Source organism: Streptomyces sp. SID10853, assembly GCF_010548145.1.
Lineage (GTDB): Bacteria > Actinomycetota > Actinomycetes > Streptomycetales > Streptomycetaceae > Streptomyces.
This window is the reverse complement of the sequence record NZ_JAAGLN010000048.1, coordinates 21,357-37,974: the sequence shown is the minus strand read 5'-3', so window position 1 is coordinate 37,974 and position 16,618 is coordinate 21,357. Positions and strand designations below refer to the sequence as shown.

The 16,618-nt window shown below is 71.7% G+C and carries 15 protein-coding genes; 7 read left to right on the top strand and 8 right to left on the bottom strand.

What is annotated here, in order from left to right; all coding sequences use genetic code 11:
• The 4 genes from G3I19_RS12630 to G3I19_RS12615 all read right to left on the bottom strand — a co-directional run.
• The coding region (locus G3I19_RS12630; RefSeq protein WP_203599482.1) for an acyl-CoA dehydrogenase family protein at positions 1-279 on the bottom strand (279 nt) is incomplete at its 3' end.
• Entirely contained in the window at positions 279-1,400 is a 1,122-nt protein-coding gene (locus tag G3I19_RS12625; RefSeq protein WP_164263238.1) for a MaoC family dehydratase N-terminal domain-containing protein, read from the bottom strand. The genes G3I19_RS12625 and G3I19_RS12630, both read right to left, overlap by 1 nt.
• Positions 1,397-2,563, bottom strand: coding sequence for an acyl-CoA dehydrogenase family protein (locus G3I19_RS12620; protein WP_164263236.1), 1,167 nt, complete (start codon positions 2,561-2,563; stop codon positions 1,397-1,399). The genes G3I19_RS12625 and G3I19_RS12620 overlap by 4 nt, the downstream gene beginning before the upstream one ends.
• A gap of 75 nt (positions 2,564-2,638) precedes the next feature.
• A complete protein-coding gene (locus tag G3I19_RS12615) occupies positions 2,639-4,300 on the bottom strand; it encodes an AMP-binding protein (RefSeq protein ID WP_164263234.1) in 1,662 nt (553 codons plus the stop codon).
• Between the two features lie 427 nt (positions 4,301-4,727).
• On the opposite strand from G3I19_RS12615, the gene G3I19_RS12610 reads away from it, so the two are divergent.
• The 6 genes from G3I19_RS12610 to G3I19_RS12585 all read left to right on the top strand — a co-directional run bounded on the left by G3I19_RS12610 (position 4,728) and on the right by G3I19_RS12585 (position 10,112).
• Positions 4,728-5,300 carry a flavin reductase family protein gene (locus tag G3I19_RS12610; protein WP_239074219.1) on the top strand — a complete coding sequence of 191 codons (573 nt, stop codon included), beginning with the start codon at positions 4,728-4,730 and terminating at the stop codon, positions 5,298-5,300.
• Positions 5,301-5,426: 126 nt separating this feature from the next.
• The gene (locus G3I19_RS12605; protein ID WP_343235079.1) at positions 5,427-6,197 is read left to right on the top strand and encodes a TetR/AcrR family transcriptional regulator; all 771 of its coding nucleotides are present in this window, start codon (positions 5,427-5,429) and stop codon (positions 6,195-6,197) included.
• Between the two features lie 139 nt (positions 6,198-6,336).
• Positions 6,337-6,531, top strand: coding sequence for a ferredoxin (locus G3I19_RS12600; RefSeq protein ID WP_164263232.1), 195 nt, complete (start codon positions 6,337-6,339; stop codon positions 6,529-6,531).
• Positions 6,532-6,595: 64 nt separating this feature from the next.
• Entirely contained in the window at positions 6,596-7,855 is a 1,260-nt protein-coding gene (locus tag G3I19_RS12595; RefSeq protein WP_164263230.1) for an NAD(P)-binding domain-containing protein, read from the top strand.
• On the top strand, positions 7,852-9,066 hold the full coding sequence (locus G3I19_RS12590; RefSeq protein WP_164263228.1) for a cytochrome P450: 1,215 nt from the start codon (positions 7,852-7,854) through the stop codon (positions 9,064-9,066). The genes G3I19_RS12595 and G3I19_RS12590 overlap by 4 nt, the downstream gene beginning before the upstream one ends.
• Before the next feature lie 281 nt (positions 9,067-9,347).
• Positions 9,348-10,112, top strand: coding sequence for a hypothetical protein (locus G3I19_RS12585; protein ID WP_164263226.1), 765 nt, complete (start codon positions 9,348-9,350; stop codon positions 10,110-10,112).
• An 82-nt stretch (positions 10,113-10,194) separates the two neighbouring features.
• On the opposite strand, the gene G3I19_RS12580 is transcribed toward G3I19_RS12585, so the two are convergent.
• The 4 genes from G3I19_RS12580 to G3I19_RS12565 all read right to left on the bottom strand — a co-directional run bounded on the left by G3I19_RS12580 (position 10,195) and on the right by G3I19_RS12565 (position 14,065).
• The gene (locus G3I19_RS12580; protein WP_164263224.1) at positions 10,195-11,094 is read right to left on the bottom strand and encodes a universal stress protein; all 900 of its coding nucleotides are present in this window, start codon (positions 11,092-11,094) and stop codon (positions 10,195-10,197) included.
• 214 nt (positions 11,095-11,308) lie between these two features.
• On the bottom strand, positions 11,309-11,830 hold the full coding sequence (locus G3I19_RS12575; protein ID WP_164263222.1) for a hypothetical protein: 522 nt from the start codon (positions 11,828-11,830) through the stop codon (positions 11,309-11,311).
• 237 nt (positions 11,831-12,067) lie between these two features.
• Positions 12,068-12,994, bottom strand: coding sequence for a phosphotransferase (locus tag G3I19_RS12570; protein ID WP_164263220.1), 927 nt, complete (start codon positions 12,992-12,994; stop codon positions 12,068-12,070).
• Between the two features lie 90 nt (positions 12,995-13,084).
• A complete protein-coding gene (locus tag G3I19_RS12565) occupies positions 13,085-14,065 on the bottom strand; it encodes a TIGR03557 family F420-dependent LLM class oxidoreductase (protein ID WP_164263218.1) in 981 nt (326 codons plus the stop codon).
• Positions 14,066-14,343: 278 nt separating this feature from the next.
• Between G3I19_RS12565 and G3I19_RS12560 the strand changes: the two genes are divergently transcribed.
• Entirely contained in the window at positions 14,344-16,545 is a 2,202-nt protein-coding gene (locus G3I19_RS12560) for a trehalase family glycosidase (protein WP_164263216.1), read from the top strand.
• Positions 16,546-16,618 lie beyond the last annotated feature (73 nt).

Below are 16,618 nucleotides of genomic sequence, written 5' to 3'. Positions count from 1 at the left end.
GCCGGTCAGGGCCGGCCACAGCGGCACGGGCGCCACCCGCCGGCCCTGCTCCTCCAGGAGAACGCAGAGCCCCGCCATCCCGAGCCCGGCGCCGCCCTCCCGTTCGGGCAGCAGGGCGCCGAGCAGACCGGCGGCGGCCAGATCGGCCCACAGGGCTTCGTCGACGCGGGCCTGCGAGGTCTCCACCTCGCGCAGCCGTTCGGGCGTCGCACGGTCGGTGAAGATCTCGCGCGCCAGGTCACGGACGGCTTCGAGCTCTTCTCCCAGGGAGAAATCCATCAGGGTGCCTCCGTCGGGGCGGGCCGGAAGACCGGCAGGGTCAGATCGGGGTCGGCGTCGAGCCAGTCGAGGACCACGGGCATGTCGATCTCCACGTCCTCGGGTGCGACACCGGTCAGACCTGCGATCAGGCGGGTGCCTTCGGCCAGTGCCACGACCGCGACGGCCATCGGGAAGTCGAAGGCGGGGTGCCTCGGATGGTGGTTCACGACGAAGCTGTGCACCACGCCGCGGCCGGACGCCTCGACGGTGTCCCACTCCAGGGAGTTGCACTCCGGGCAGCAGGGGCCGGGCGGATGGCGCAGCAGGGAGCAGGCGGTACAGCGCTGGATGAGCAGCCGGTGCTGCTTCGCGCCGTCGAAGAAGAAGGCGTTGTCGCGGTTGACAGCCGGTCGGGGGCGCAGGGCACGAGCCGCTTCCGGGGCGGGTTCACCGGCCGCGGCCGAATCGGTTCCTCCGGCCCCGGCCACTGCGGGAGCCGTCGCCGGAGCCATTGCCGGAGCCGTTGCGGGGGCCTGCGCGGCGCCCGCTGCCGGAGCTGCCACCGGAGCGGCCTCGGGGCCCTCCTCACGGGCCGCCGCGGACGCCGGACGGAACCTGAGGGTCCGCCAGCGCTGCGTTGCCACGGTCTCGCCGTGCTGGTCCGTGTACGTCTTGAGGGTGGTGACGAACCGTCCGGCGCCCAGCCCGGTCCGCTTCTCCTCGGAGATCGACTCCACGGTCTCGCGGACGGTGACATGGTCCCCGGGCACCAGCTCCCGCAGGAAGCCGAACTCCGAGTCGGTCGCCACCACGGACGTGTATCCGCCCTCGGCGAGGAGGCCGACCAGTTCGTCGAAGCCGCTGCGCACGGCCGGCGGGGAGACGGTGGCCGCGTATCCGGGCATCGTCCACGCCTGGACCATCGACGCGGGTGCCACCACCCCGTCGCGCCCGGTGGCCCGGGCCGAACCGGCGTCGGTGTACACCGGGTTGGTGTCGCCCATCGCCTCCGTCCAGTGCCGGATCATCGGCTGGTTGACGGGGTCCTGGGCCGGTGTGGCGGCGCGCAGTTCCCGTCCGGTGAAGGCCCGCAGCCGCTCTTCGTACCCGGTGTCCTGCCGGGTGCTGTGCCCGGTCACGCGGCCCGCCCCTTGCGCGGCAGCCCGAGGCCCTGGACGGCGACCATGTCCCGCAGGATCTCGTTGACGCCGCCGCCGAAGGTGTTCACGATCCCCTGCCGGGAGAGCTGCTCGATCTGCCCGGCGAGTGCCGCACCCGGCGACTCGGGACGGATACGCCCCGCGGCCCCGAGTATCTGTGTCAGCGCGCGCTGGACGTCGATGTGGGTCTCGGTGCCGTATGCCTTGGCCGCGCCCGCTTCGGCGCCGGTGAGGGTGCCGGCGGCGACGGCAGCCGTCATCTTCCAGTTCATCAGCCGCATCGCCTCCAGCCTGGCGTACGTACGGGCGAACTCCCGCTGCACCCAGGGGAGTTCACTCGCCCCGTTCTCGTCGGCCCAGTCGAGGACCTGCTCCCACAGCTGGATGCTGCGGCCGCCGAGGGCGGCGAGGCCGATCCGCTCGTGGTTGAGCTGGGCGGTGATGAGCCGCCACCCGCCGTCCACCTCGCCCACCACGTCGTCGGCCGGCACCCGGATGCCGCTGTAGTACGTGGCGGTGACGACCATGCCGCCCACCGTGCGGATGGGGCTCCAGGAGAAGCCGTCGTCGGTGGTGGGCACGATCAGGATGGAGATGCCCCGGTGCTTGGGGGCGTCCGGGTCGGTGCGGGCGGCGAGCCACACGTAGTCGGCGGTGTTGGCGCCGCTGGTGAAGATCTTGCTGCCGTCCACGACGTACGCGTCGCCGTCCCGGACGGCCCGGGTGGTCAGCGAGGCCAGGTCGGTGCCGGCCTCGGGCTCGGTGTAGCCGATCGCGAACACGATGTCGCCCGAGAGGATGCCGGGGAGGAACCGCCGCTTGTGTTCCTCCGACCCGTACGCCATGAGGGTCGGGCCGACGGTGTTGACCGTGACGAACGGAAAGGGCAGGCCGGCCCGCTGCACCTCGTCGAAGAACACATACTGGTCCTCGACCGGGCGCCCCTGGCCGCCGTACTCGGTGGGCCAGCCGATGCCGAGCCAGCCGTCCGAGCCGAGCCGTTTCACGACCTCACGGAAGCGGTCGCCGCCGACGCCCTCCTCACCGACGCGACGGCGTTCGTCCTCGGGCATCAGGCCGGCGAAGTACGCCCGCAGTTCTCGCCGCAGCTCGCGGTGCGCGGCGCTCTCGCGCAGTTGCATGTGTCGTTCTCCTTGGTTGTCGCCGCCGGGCGGAACCGGACAGGCCCTCAGCGCCGGAAGTGTCTCCAGGACCTCTCAGGGCAGGAAGCGCCCACGCCCGCTGGCCAGGAACTCGGCGCGCAGCGCCGCCTTGTCGTCGGCGGTCATCGGCGCGTACACGGCCTGGCCCCGGCCCTGCCAGCGGTACACCGGGTCGTCGGTGCGCCAGCCGTCCAGCTGCATCTCCTTCTTGCGCAGCTTGTTGGAGCCGGTGGTGGGCAGCGCATGCGATACGCGGACGAAGCGGGGGGCTCCCTTGGTCCCCAGGTCTTCCTGGCGGGCCAGGAATCCGGGCAGGTCCAGGTCCTCGAAACGGGTGCCTTCGGCGATCTCCACGGCGGCCATGACCTGGTCGCCGGAGCGCGGGTCGGGCACACCGAAGACTCCGGCCGCCACGATGTCCTGGTGCCGGCGCAGGACGCGTTCGGTGAGCAGGGCGGAGATGTTCTCGCCGTCCACGCGGATCCAGTCGCCGGACCGTCCGGCGAAGTAGAAGTAGCCTGCCTCGTCCACATAGCCGAGGTCTCCGGTCCAGTACCAGCCGTGGCGCACGCGCTCGGCGTTGGCGGCCTCGTTGGCGTAGTAGCCCTCGAACCGGGCGGCGCCCTCGGTGTCGACGATCTCGCCGATGGCCTCTTCGGGGTTGCGTACCCGGCCGTAGACGTCGACGAGTGCGGGCGGGCAGGTCTGCCGGGTCGTGGGGTGCACGATGCGGACGCTCTCCCGGGCCGGCACGCCGAGCGCGCCGGCCGGTCCGCCGGAGACGCGTCTGAGCATGCCGCTGCCCTCGCTGGAGCCGTACCCCTCGATGAGCCGGCAGCCGAAACGTGCCAGGAAGCGGTCCGCGTCCTCGGGCGACGCCTCGGTACCGAAGGCATGGGTGAGCCGGTTGTCGGCGTCGTCCGGTGTCCCGGGGCGGGCCAGGACGTAGCCGATGGCCTTGCCGACGTACGTGAAGTAGGTGGCCCCGAAGTGCCGAACGTCGGGGAGGAATCCGGAGGCGGAGAACGCGCGGGGCAGAGCGATGGTGGCGCCCGCGGTGAGGGCGGGTGCCCACAGCGCCATCAGGGCGTTGCCGTGGAACAGCGGCATCGGGCAGTAGCAGATGTCGGTGCGGGTGATGTCGTACTTGGCGCTGTTGGACGCGCCCAGCGCGGCGAGCCTGCCCTGCGAACAGATCGCCGCCTTCGACGTACCGGTCGTGCCCGAGGTCAGGAGCAGCAGCATCCTGGTCCCCGCGGTGACGTCCGGGGCGGCCCGCACGGGCCGGCGCCCGGCGTGGGCGGCGAGAAGGCCCGCGTACCGCGGCTCGTCCACGACGAGGAACCGTTCCTGGTCCACACCGATGTCCAGACCGCGCAGCAGGTCGGCGCCCGCCCGGTCGGTGACGATCAACTGGCAGTCGGTGTGCCGCACTTCGCGTTCGAGTTCGGCGCCGCGGCGGGTCGGGTTGATGCCCACGACCGCGGCCCCGCAGAGCGCGGCTGCGCCGAGCCAGAAGATGTACTCGGGCACGTTCTCCAGGAGTACGCCGATATGGAACGGGCCCTCGGTGCGCGACTCCTCCGCCCAGGCGGCGCGGGCCGCGCTCTCCGCGACCACCTCGTCCCAGGTCCAGGTCTGTTCGCGGGTCACAAGACCGGGGTGGTCGTCGCCGGCACGGGCGAGCAGCAGGTCGGCAATCGTCTGATGTGGCAACGTCGGTCCCTCTCACCCGAAGGACGGGTTTCTCGATCTCGGTACGGGCTTCTCGATCTCGGTACGGAGCCGGGGTGGCGCGGCTGCGCCGGGTGTTCCAGGGTCGTGAGCGCCGGGGCCGGGGCACGGAGGGGCCGGGTGGCCGCCCGGTGCGGGCGGTTACGGGTGCCGTGTGTCGTGGTCGGCTTCTGGACGGTAGCCAGGGCCGGCGGGTCCGCACGGCGGGCGTCCCGGTCAGCGGGATGCGTGGGATACGTACGGCCGGGGGGCGCCGCCGAGACCCTTGCAGCCGCCCTCGTGAAGCCCGCCGCGGGCCGGCATTCCACTCATCGGGAACCGGGGTCGGCACGGCGGGCCGCTGTCCTAGCGTCGGCCCCCTGCCCGCTCCCGGGCACAATTCCGCACCGTCCCCCTCGAGGTGAAACCGATGACCGCAGAGTCCGTGTCCCCGCCCGAGGCCGACGAGAAGACCACGCCGACGCCGCCGCGGATGCGCGACACCATGGGGACCTTCGCGTCGGGGGTCACCGTGGTGACAGGGATCGACCGGGACGGCGCCCCGGTGGGCTTCGCCTGCCAGTCGTTCGCGTCCGTCTCCCTCGAACCGGCCCTGGTCCTCTTCTGCGCCGACCACCGGGGGCGCACCTGGCCGAGGATCAGGGAGTCGGGGCGGTTCACCGTGAACATCCTGACCGCACAGCAGACGGATCTGTGCGCCCGGTTCGGGTCCGGCAGAGGCCGCAAGTTCGACGGCCTGCACTGGGAGCTCTCCCGCTGGGGAACACCGTCGCTGCCGGGCGTCCTGAGCCGGGTGCACGCCGATGTGCACGACGTGCACGGCGCGGGCGACCACGACGTGGTGGTGGGCCGGGTGCTCGGACTGGAGACCATGGCCGACCGGGAGCCGATGCTGTTCTACCGCGGCGGCTTCGGCATCGGGACCCCGGCGGCCGTCACCACGGTCCCGGACCCCTGGGGCTGGGGCGATCACTGGGGGTGAGCGCGGGGTGCTCGGCGGACTCGGCGGACCCGGCGGACTCGGCGGACTCGGCGGACTCGGCGGACTCGGCGGACTCGGCGGTCAGCGAACCCCTTAACCTCGTGGATATACGAGGAGGAGCGGTTCGTGGTGGAGCAGTCGGCGAGAGCGAAGGCCGGGCCCCTTGCGGGTGCCGCACGGCCACGCAGCGCACGCGGCGAGGGCGACCAGCTGCGCAAGGAGATCCTTGCCGCTGTCAACCGGCTGCTCGGCCACTGGGGCGGGATCGAGCGTCTCACCATGCGGGCGGTCGCCCGGGAGGTCGGTGTCGCGGCGCCCAGCATCTACCTGCATTTCGCGGACAAGGCCGAGCTGGTGTGGGCGGCGCTGGAGGACAAGTACGCCGACCTGGCCGCGCGGATGCAAGCGGCGGACACCGCGTCGGCCGAGCTGGGCTCCCGGGAGCGGCTGCGGGCCCAGGTGCACGCGTACTGCCGGTTCGCGCTCGACAACCCGGGGCACTACCGGCTCCTGTTCGAGGTTCCGCAGCCCGCTGTCGCGCAGGGCCGGATCAACCGGCACCCCTCCCGGCATGTGTCCGCCGGCCTGCGCACGGCGTTCGACCGCTGCCTGCGTGAGGGGTTCACTCCCAGCCTGCCGGTCGAGCAGGCGGCACTGACCCTCTGGTCCGGTCTGCACGGCAACATCGCCCTGAACCACGCCCTGCCGCAGAGCGCCCCCATGGGCGACCTCATCCTGCAGGTGGCCGACGGACTGGTCGATTCCCTGGTACCGGACCCGCCGGCCGACGGCACGGTGCGCCCGCCGGCGGCCGAGACAGCCGCGTCGCGCCGGATCAGGGCGATTCTCACCGGGCTGGCCGGCCAGGACGCCGGGCAGGACATCAACTCCGCATAAGGCCGAACCGTTTGACGGCTTCCGGGCCGAGGACTAGCGTCCATAACTGAACTTAGTTAGGTGACTGGAGCAACCATATGGCTGCGCCGGTCGCCCGGTCCGCGTCGCCCCGACCGGGGCTGGACGGGAGGAAACTCGCGTGGAAATCTCCATCGACTACGACAAGTGCTGCGCGGCGGGGCAGTGCGTGCTCGCCGCACCCGAGGTCTTCGACCAGCGCGACGAGGACGGCGTGGTGGTCCTGCTGGACGCCGGCCCGCCCGCCACCGAGTACGAGAACGTGCGCCAGGCCGCCGCCGTGTGCCCGGCAGCCGCGATCGAGGTAAGCCCGTGAGCGGCTGCGCCTCGTCGTGCGCCCACGTCACCGATGCGGTCGGCCTCAGGACGGGGAACCCGACATGACAGCAGGTCAGCAGAGTCGGGCCGGTGTCGTGGGGCTCGGCATGATCGGCGCCGGAGTGGCCGTCAGCCTCGCCCGGAGCGGCCGGCCGCCGGTGACGTACGACATCCGGCCGGACGCGGCGGACGGGCTCGCAGGCGTTCCGCAGCAGGTCGGCTCCCCCGCCCTTGTCGCCCGGAGCAGCGACGTTGTGATGGTCGCCGTTGTCGACGCCGCCCAGGCGCGTGACGTCATCGGCGGCGAGAACGGGCTGCTGTCGCAGGCCCGGCCGGGCCTGACGGTCGTCCTGCTGTCCACTGTCGCGCTGCCGGTGGTCCGGGAGCTCGCCCAGCTGTGCGCGGACAGCGAGGTCGCCTTCATCGACTGCGGGGTGACGCCCGGCGACAAGGCCGCCGAGAACGGCATGGTCGCCATCGTCGGCGGAGAACAGGATGCCGTGGACGCGGCACGTCCCGTCCTGGACGACTGGGCGAAGAAGGTCATCCACTGCGGGCCGGTCGGCGCCGGTATGGCCACCAAGATCGCGCGCAATGTCATCACGTACGGCAGTTGGCGCACCGTCTTCGAGGCCGCCGCTCTGGCGAGTGGCGCAGGCGTGGATCCCGCCCGGCTCGCCGAAGTCGTCGACAGCGCCGACCCCGAGGGTCGTACGCTGCTCCAGCTTCTGCGCATGCACGGCCCCGACGGCGCCCTGCCCGAGGCCGTCGGCCGGCAGATCGAACCGCTGATGACCAAGGACCTCGACGCGGCCCGCGACCTGGCCGCCGCCCTCGGGGTGCCGGTGCCGCTGGTGGACACCGCACGGGCCGAGGCGAGGCGGACCCTGGAGTTGGGCGAGCAGCCCCCTCCCGCAAGGGACGAACTGCGCGGCTTCGGGCTGGAGATGATGGACCAGGTCTACGGCACCGGCTTCAGCTCCGCAGTGCGGGACCGGCCCGCGGATCCCTTCATCGACGAGACCGTCGACTATCTCTTCGCCCAGGTCTGGGGCCGCGCCGGACTGTCCGTACGCGACCGCCGTCTGCTCACCCTCGGCGTCGCCGCCTCCACCGGCCGGGCCGAGCTGATCCAGATCATCGCCAACGGCGGCCTGGTCAACGGCGAACTGACCGCGGATCAACTCCGCGAGGCAGTCCTCCACCTGGCCGTCTACACCGGCTGGTGCAACGCCACCGCCACCCATGCCGGTGTCACCGCCGCCATCGCGGCCCACACCCCCCGACCACAGGACGCTTCCGACCGCCAGGAGCCGAAATGACCGAGCAACTCGTCAGCCAGCCCGTCACCCGGGACCCCGCCAAACCCCTGGATCCTCCTGCGGAGTTCACGGAGCTGCGCGAGGAACAGCCCATCCTGAAGGTCCGCTTCCCCAACGGGTCGACCGGGTGGCTGGCCACCCGCTTCGACGAGGGAAGCCAGGTCTTCAGCGACCCCCGGATGAGCGCCAGGCGGTGGCGCCACGACACCCCGGAGGGCGAGGTGGCCGAACCCGGCGATGACTCGCCGTTCGATGTGGGCTTCGTCTTCATGGACGAGCCCGAACACGGGGCCTACCGGCGGCTCCTGACCCGCCACTTCACGCCCAAGGCCGTACAGACCAGACTCCAGCCCTACCTCGACAAGATCGTCGATGAGCACCTGGACGCCATCGCCGCGGGACCCGAGACCTTCGACTTCATCGAGGCCATGGCGCTGCCCATCCCCTGCCTGGTCATCTGCGAGCTGCTCGGCGTCCCCTACGCGGACCGCGACGGGTTCCACCACGCCACCGAGGCCATGATGGACATGGGCCGCAGCCGCGAGGAGCGCGACCGGGGTGCCCACTGGCTGATCGACTACATCACCGGCCTGGTCGCCGAGAAGCGCCGCACCGGCGACACCGACGGCATCCTGGCGGAACTCATCAACAGGACCGAGGGCGAGAACGCAACCCTGACTGACCGTCAATTGATCGGCCTCGGCGTGCTGTTGCTCTTCGCCGGGCATGACACCACCGCCGCCATGATGGGCCTGTCCACCCTCACCCTGCTCACCCACGACGAGCAGCGCCACAGCCTGATGGAGGCCCCGGACAAGATCGGCGGCGCCATCGAGGAGCTGATGCGCTTCCTCACGATCGTCCAGTTCGGCCTGGGCCGGGTGGCCAAGGAAGACCTCGAGATCGGTGGCGCCCGGATCAAGCAGGGCGAGCTGGTGGTCGTCGCCATGAACGCGGCCAACCGGGACCCGCGCGTCTTCCAGGATCCCGACGCGCTCGATTTCGATCGCAGGATGACCCGGCACATCGCCTTCGGCTACGGCGTCCACGCCTGTCTCGGCCAGAACGTCGCCCGGGCCGAACTGAGGACCGTCCTGCCCAGACTCTTCGCCCGCTTCCCGGATCTCCGCCTCGCCACCCCGCTGGAGGAGGTCCCGATGGACTTCACCGGCACCAACTACGGCGTACGGAAGCTGATGGTCACCCGCTGACCCCTCCCACCGCCCGGGCGGAAGCGGCGGCCCGCCGCACCGCGCCGGATGCCCCGCCGGGCACCACCCGCACCGTCTACAGTAACGTAGACGCTCGACGGGCGGGCCGTGTGCATGCCGGCCGTCGGGTTCCACCGGACCGGGAACGCCCGGACGGCAGCTGACGCGGCGCCCGGCGCCCGGAGGGGTGGCAGAAGACCATGCGAGAACCAGCGGGCCGAACGGCCACCGGACCGTCGCACGCCCTGCGGGGGCCACGCGGAGCCGCCCGGGCGCGGTCCATGCCGGGGTGGAGCAAGGTGCCCCAGGTGACCGTCTGGTTCTGGGTGGTCAAGGTGCTCACCACCGGGATGGGCGAGACGGCGTCGGACTATCTGGCCCGCACTCTCGGCCCGATCGTGGCCGGCGGTCTGGGGCTGGCCGGCCTGGCGGCCCTCCTGTTCCTCCAGTTCCGCACGGTCCGCTACGGCGCCTGGACCTACTGGTCGGCGATCGTGATGGTCAGCGTCTTCGGCACCATGGCCGCCGATGTCGTCCATGTGGTGGCGGGTGTGCCGTACGCGGTGTCGGTGGTGGGCTTCGCGGTCGCTCTGGCAGCCCTGCTGATGACCTGGTACGCGTCCGAGGGCACCCTCTCCATCCACAGCATCCGCACCCGGCGCCGTGAGTGCTTCTACTGGGCGACGGTGCTGGCCACCTTCGCCCTGGGCACCGCGGTCGGCGACCTCACCGCAGGCACCCTGCACCTGGGCTATTTCACATCGGGCCTTCTCTTCACCGCCCTCATCGCGGTCCCGGCACTGGCCCGGCGGTTCCTCGGGCTCAACGCGGTGGCCGCGTTCTGGTGGGCGTACGTACTGACCAGGCCGCTCGGAGCCTCGTTCGCCGACTGGATGGGGGTGCCCGCGCACCGCGGCGGGCTCGGCTGGGGGACGGGCCCGGTCAGCCTGGCCCTGCTGGTGCCGATCATCATCCTGGTGAACCACCTGGCCGTCAGCGACCGCCGGCACGCACCGAGACAGCAGGCCACGGCCACGACGGACTGACACATCGGTCCGCTGCCGGCGCACGGGATCGCCATGGTCCCGGTGACGGGCATCCTCACCGGTGGCTCGCCGGCCGCCGGCGCTATTCGTTGTGGGGTACGACGATCACCGGGGCCGCGGAATGATGCATGGCCGCGTGGGTCACATGGCCGATGCGCGCCCCCAGGTGGAGACCCGGTGCGCGGCGGCCGACCAGGAGGAGCTGGGCGTCGCGGGAGCAGTTCACCAGGTGGTCGGCGGTGCTTCCGGCGTGTGAGTCCTCGCGTACCGTCACGTCCGGGTACGTGTCGGCCCACGGCCGAAGTGCCTCGCTGAGGCGTTCCTCCTCCTTATGGGCAAGGTGCTCCTTGTGCTCATGCCCCAGGTGGGCGGTATCCGGCAGGACCGGGGCGAGTGCCTTCCACCCGTGCACCACATGCAGGGGCGCTGCACGCCTTGCGGCCGTGGCGAACGAGAAACTCATCAGGTCGTCGCTGGGATTGTCCAGATCGACACCGAGGACCACTTCACGCTCGGCGGGCTCCGGCGCGGGTCCGCTCTCTGCCGCGGCTGCGGCTTCGCTCACCTCGGTGGAGGCGCGTACGAGGGCCACCGGCCCGGTGGAGTGGGCCACGATCGACTGCGCCACCGACCCGATGACGAATCCGTGCCAGGCGCTCAGCGCTCTCGAGCCGAGAACCAGCAGCTCCGATCCGTTGCTCTCCGAGAGCAGTGTGGGGACCGGGGCCCCGCCGAGCACCTCAGCGGTCACCTCAAGCCGGGGATAGCGCCCCGCGAGAGCGGAAGCGGCCTGGTGCGGCACGTGTCTGACCCAGTGGCGCTCGGTACGGGCGTCCATCAGCGTGAGCCGGTACGGCTGCCACTCCCACGCGTACACGATCCGCAGCGGCCGTTCTCGGTGCACGGCCTCCTGCGCGGCCCAGTCGACAGCGGCATCGGCCTCGGGGGAGCCATCGAACCCGACGGTGACGGGGGTGGTCATGGCGGCCTCCTCGAGCGCGTCCATCTCCCCGAGCACATCCAGCTCCGAACGCGATCCTCTCCGAACGCGTCCCTCTCCCCTTCAAGCATGCTCCTCGCGTACGGAACCCGGTATGGGCCGACCGGCTCCCCCGGGCCGACGGGTCCCTCCGGCCTCTGCCGCTTTTCCCCCCGGCCCTCGGGCCGCGGGTTCGTCGGGTCCTCGGGCCTCGGTTTCACGGTTCGCTGCGGTGAGACCACCGCGGTTCGACCTCTGCCCACTCCTTCTCCCAGCGCACCGCGCACTGCCGGTCGTGCCACCGCCAGAGCCCTGCCCGGGCGCCACCCGCGAGGGCCGCCGCTCCCGCGCCGGTCGCGACGCCCACGACGCCCCCGGTGAGGAGCCCCGGCTGCAACTCCGTCGAGTTGACGGGCGTGGCCTTCTCCGAACGGTCCACCCAGACGAGTACCGGGCTTCCCTTCTTCTGGTTCTCCGTGGCCGCCAGCACGCCCGTGTGCGACCCGCTCCGGTCGGTCCACCGGATGGGGGCGGACCCCACCGCGCCTCCCGGAGCCGCCCCGGGCACGACCCGTTTCGCGTCGGCGGTCAGATGTGCTGTCACCAGGTGGCGTCCGGCTCCCCTTGCTCGGGCCTCGTGAAGGCTGTGGTCGTAGGCGCTGCTGCCTGCCGCCCATCCCGCGAGCGGGCTCCCCACCACCAGTACCAGCAGCAACAGGAGGCTGCAGACGTAGTGCATGCGGTCGTACGGCCACGGCGGGGCGATACAGTTCCACGCGGTCCGAAGACGTGACGGAGGGCCGCTCCGCCCTAGGCGATCCCGCGTTGTCATGGTCCGGCCTCCGGAAACTCACCGGATGCTGCGCAGTTGGCCCCGGCCGGAGCCCTTGAACCTCTTCCCTCCATGGTGGCGCGGATCAGCCCGCCCGGCCAGGCGGAATCACGGCGGAGTCATGAAGGGGCATACGGCCTTACGTCACCGGGCGTGGCGCCACCAGTAACGTCCGACGATGAGTTCTTCCAGGTCACGGAGCCGGTCAGCGGCCATCTCCCCATGGATTCCGGGGTTTTCGAACGCGGTGCGGAGGTCGGCGACGAGGTGGGCGGCCTCCCGGACCTCGCACTGCGCCCGGAGGGTGTCCGCAGGGGTCCCCGTCGCGCAGGCGATGACGTCGAGAACGGTCTCCATGTGCGGGCCGCTGAACCGGGCCAGGAAGAACCAGTCGTCGGCCGGTTCGCCGAAGCGGGCCCATTCGAAGTCCAGCAGGGCCGTCACACTCCGGTCGCGTACCAGCCAGTTGTCCCAGTGACAGTCCGCGTGGACCGGGACGACCGCACGCGCGGGCAGCGACGCCCGTTCCGCGATGGCCGCCACGCCGTCGAGCAGAATCCCGGGAACGGTCCCCCGCCGGTCCAGGGCTGCGAGGTTCTCGACCTCGTCGAGGAGCGCGGGCCCGCTGACGAAACCGCCGTGGCCGAGAGGTTCCCGCAGGACCTCTTCGACATCGCCCGTCGGCACCCAGTCGTGCAGTAGGCCGAGCCGCTGGACCGCCTCCCGTGCCAGCAGCCGCGCAGTCTCACCGTCCACACCGGGCAGCCCCATGCCGGGCGCGGTCCCCGGCACCCGGACGTAACAGGCGTAGCGGATGTCGCCGGTACCCGGCGGGTGAACACCGCTGCCGAGCAGGGGCGCGGCCAGCCCGGCGGGCAGGTGGGGCGCGAGGGCGATCTCCCGGTTCAGCCGGGTGTGGCCGCCGGCATCGATGATCTTCACGACGGTCTCCGAGCCGACGTAGACGTGGTGAGAGCGGCTCTCGACGGCGGCCATGGGGCCGGGATCGTGTCCCAGGGCGGCTTCGGCGACCGCGCGAGCGGCATCGTGGTCCCGCCGCACGTCGGGCATCGGTTCTCCAGCCGCACTCGGTGATCCTGCTGGTGGGCCCGACGATCATCGCCGTACGGAGCAGTGATCCGCAAGGGGATCAGGCGACGGTCAGCCCGGTACGTTCTGCGGGGTCAACGCCCGCAGGCGGTGGTCCAGTTCGGCGCGGTAGAACTCGATGAAACCGTCCGGGTCGGGGCCGGCGTTCTGCATCACCAGACGGTCGAATCCCGCGTTCACGAACGGCTGGGCCACTTCGAGGCAGCGGGCCGGATCGGGGCCGCAGGCGAACAGCTCCAGAATGTCCTCGTGCCGCACGGTGGTGGTGGCCGCCGCGAAGTTGGCGGGGTTGGGCAGTTCGCTCATCACCTTCCATCCGGTGACGGCCCAGCGCGAGGTGTCCAGCGCGGCCTGTGCGGCGGTGTGCTCGTCGGGTGCCCAGGCCAGCGGCACCTCCGCGTACCGCGGGCCGCTGCCCCCGGCCTTGCCGTAAGCCCGGACGAGGCCGCCGTCGGGCTGGGTCGCGAAGAGCCCGTCCCCCAGTTCGGCGGCGATGCGCGCGGCGAGCGGGCCGCCGGCCGCGACCGCGATCGGCGGGAGCCGCTCCGGCAGGTCGAAGACCCGGGCGTCGTCCAGCCGCAGATGACGGCCCTCGTACGAGCGGTAACCGCCTTGCCACAGCAGCCTGATGATGTCCAGCGCCTCACGCAGCAGGGCGTGGCGCTCGGGCACCGAGTTGGGGAATCCCCGGCCGGTGACGTGCTCGTTGAGCCGCTCACCGGAGCCGACGCCCAGGGTGAAGCGGCCGTCCGACACCAGCGCGAGTGTCGCGGCGGCCTGGGCGATGACGGCCGGGTGGTAGCGCACTGTGGGGCAGGTGACGCCTGTGGCGAGCCCGATGCGCTCGGTCCTGGCGGCGATGGCACCCAGTACCGTCCACGCGAACGGGGAGTGGCCCTGGCTGTCCAGCCAGGGGTGGTAGTGGTCGCTGATCTCCACGAAGTCGAATCCGGCCCGCTCGGCGTGTACCGCCTGCCGGATCAGTTCGTGGGGGCCGTACGCCTCGGAGGCGAGCTTGTAGCCGATCTGCATCTGCTCTGCTCCTCATCCACATGGCAGCGAAATCCGGACCGGCAGCGAACCCTTCCCGTACCGGCCAGGTCTCCCCCGGATCAGCATAGGCGGATACGCGCCATATGGCCTTGATGGGCCTCCTCTCCCAGGAGGCGGGCGGCCGGGCCACGCCGCTCCGGCCTCGGCAGGGTGCGGCGAATGCGAGCAGGCCGGGCCTCTGAACGGGCGGTCAACAAGCTGTTAGCGTGGCCGGATTCCGACACCCTGCATGTTCCGATCACGTTCCGAGGCTCTCGATGAAACACCTCTCGCGGAGGCAGTTCGCCGCTTCGTCGCTCGTACCACTGGGGGCCGCGGTACTGCCCGCGGTTCCCGCACATGCCCAGGACAGAGCGGCGACGACGGCGGCGTCGGCGCACGGCTCCGGAGAGTCGTTCCGGGACGGGCTGTCCGATGTGCTCGATCTGCACGGCCTGCCCGATGCGGCGCAGCCCCCCGGGGACAATCCCCTCAACGTCTTCGCCGACCTCGGGGCCTGGCACGCCTACGGACTGCCGTCCGCGGCTGACCACGCGTATCTCGGAGGGTTCAGCGGGCCCCTGTACGTGGCGGAGGAGTACCCCTGGTATCTGAGCCGTGCCTTCACCCGGTTCGGACTCGACGACGAGCGGTCGGCGCGGGCCGTCGACCTGTCGGCCGACGCATCGCCCCTGCTGGAGGCCCGGCCGGGTGTCCTGACACAGTCATACGCCGTGGACGGTCTGTGCGTGACCGTGGAGCTGCGGTACGCCGACAACCGCACCGCCCTGGTCCGTGCGACGGTCCAGAACCGCGGCGCACGGGACCGCACGCTGCGCGCCCACTGGACGGGCTCGCTGCTGCGCCACACCAGCGAGCCGGTGCGCAGCGCGCCGAGCCTGCACGCGACCGCTGACGGCGTCGCGGTCCGGTTCGCCGAGGTCCGCTCGTACAAGGACTTCCTGACCACCGCGCAGACCCGGTTCGTTGTGGCCCACGCGGCCCCCGTGCGTACGACCGTCCACGGCGACGCGTACCGCACCACCGCGGACCGGTCCGCGCGGCTGGCGCCGGGCGCGACGGCCACGTTCGCCTGGGCCGAGTCGTACACCTTCACGGACGCGGAGCGCCGCGCGGGCGGCCCGGCCGTACGAGAGGCCCTGGCGCACCCGGACCGTGTCGCGGACCGTGCGGACCGGCGCTGGCAGCTCTACTTGTCCCGCGCCCTGGATTCGGTGGCCGACGGCCGCCGCCGGGTCGCCGCGAAGGCGGTACAGACCCTGGTGACCAACTGGCGCAGTCCGGCCGGGGAGCTGCGCAAGGACGGGATCACTCCCTCCCTCACCAACACCTCGTTCGCCGGCGGCTTCTGGGCCTGGGACTCGTGGAAGGAGGCCGTCGCGACAGCGGTCTTCGATCCCGGACTGGCCGTCTCCACCATTGAGTCGATGTTCGACCACCAGATCACGGCGGACTCCACGGACCGTCCGCAGGACGCCGGGATGGTGCCGGACGCGCTGTTCTACAACGACATCCGGCACGGCGGCCTGAACTGGAACGAACGCAACTCCAAGCCTCCGCTGGCCGCTTGGGCGGTCTGGGAGGTGTACGGGCGCGGCGGCGGCAGGACGTTCCTGCGCAGGATGTATCCGAAGCTCAGGGCGTACCACGCGTGGTGGTACCGCGACCGGGACCACGACGGGAACGGCCTGGCCGAGTACGGCGCCACGGTGGACCCGGCCAACGACAGCACCGAGCAGCGGCGGCTGGCGGCGGCCTGGGAGAGCGGGATGGACAACGCTCCGAGGTTCGACGGCGCGCAGGTGCTGGCCAACACCGACCGGTCGGGACACACGGTCGGCTATTCGCTGGCCCAGCAGTCGGTGGATCTCAACTCCTTCCTGTACGCGGAGAAGCGCTTCCTCGCACGGATGGCGGCCGAGCTCGGCTGGCCGGGCGAGGCGAAGGACCTCGACCACCAGGCGGATGCCCTGCGGGACCGGATCAGGGCCCACACGTACGACCCGGCCACCGGATTCTTCTACGACTGCGGGCCGGACGGCGGCGGACCGCGCACGGCGCCCGGCAAGGGCATCGAAGGGGCTGTCCCGCTGTGGGCGGGTGTCGCGTCCGCCCGGCAGGCGGCCGGCGCCCGCGCCGCGCTCACCGACCCGGCGCAGTTCGCCACCCCCATGCCGCTGCCCACGGTCGCGCGTGACAGTCCGGAGTTCGACCCGACCGGCTACTGGCGCGGTCTGGTCTGGCTCGACCAGGCGTACTTCGCCATCCGCGGCCTGTCCGACTACGGCTACGACCGGGACGCCCGCGCCATCCGTGAACAGCTGCTCCAGCACGCGGAGGGCCTGCTCGGTGACGGGCCGATCCGGGAGAACTACCAGCCACTGACCGGCGAGGGGCGGAACTCCACGAACTTCTCCTGGTCGGCGGCGTTCGTACTGGAAATGCTGCGCGACGGGTGAGGGGGCCGGGCCTCCGCTCGTCCCCGGTCCGGTGAGGGCCCGGGGACGAGGGGCGGCCCGGTCGGGCTCCTCA

Excerpts from the sequence above, each read along its gene's own strand:
- G3I19_RS12620 (WP_164263236.1), bottom strand. The coding sequence starts at position 2,563 with ATGCAACTGCGCGAGAGCGCCGCGCACCGCGAGCTGCGGCGAGAACTG.
- G3I19_RS12570 (WP_164263220.1), bottom strand. The coding sequence starts at position 12,994 with ATGCCCGACGTGCGGCGGGACCACGATGCCGCTCGCGCGGTCGCCGAA.
- G3I19_RS12585 (WP_164263226.1), top strand. The coding sequence starts at position 9,348 with ATGCCGGGGTGGAGCAAGGTGCCCCAGGTGACCGTCTGGTTCTGGGTG.
- G3I19_RS12590 (WP_164263228.1), top strand. The coding sequence starts at position 7,852 with ATGACCGAGCAACTCGTCAGCCAGCCCGTCACCCGGGACCCCGCCAAA.
- G3I19_RS12575 (WP_164263222.1), bottom strand. The coding sequence starts at position 11,830 with ATGCACTACGTCTGCAGCCTCCTGTTGCTGCTGGTACTGGTGGTGGGG.
- G3I19_RS12580 (WP_164263224.1), bottom strand. The coding sequence starts at position 11,094 with ATGACCACCCCCGTCACCGTCGGGTTCGATGGCTCCCCCGAGGCCGAT.
- G3I19_RS12610 (WP_239074219.1), top strand. The coding sequence starts at position 4,728 with ATGACCGCAGAGTCCGTGTCCCCGCCCGAGGCCGACGAGAAGACCACG.
- G3I19_RS12595 (WP_164263230.1), top strand. The coding sequence starts at position 6,596 with ATGACAGCAGGTCAGCAGAGTCGGGCCGGTGTCGTGGGGCTCGGCATG.
- G3I19_RS12560 (WP_164263216.1), top strand. The coding sequence starts at position 14,344 with ATGAAACACCTCTCGCGGAGGCAGTTCGCCGCTTCGTCGCTCGTACCA.
- G3I19_RS12565 (WP_164263218.1), bottom strand. The coding sequence starts at position 14,065 with ATGCAGATCGGCTACAAGCTCGCCTCCGAGGCGTACGGCCCCCACGAA.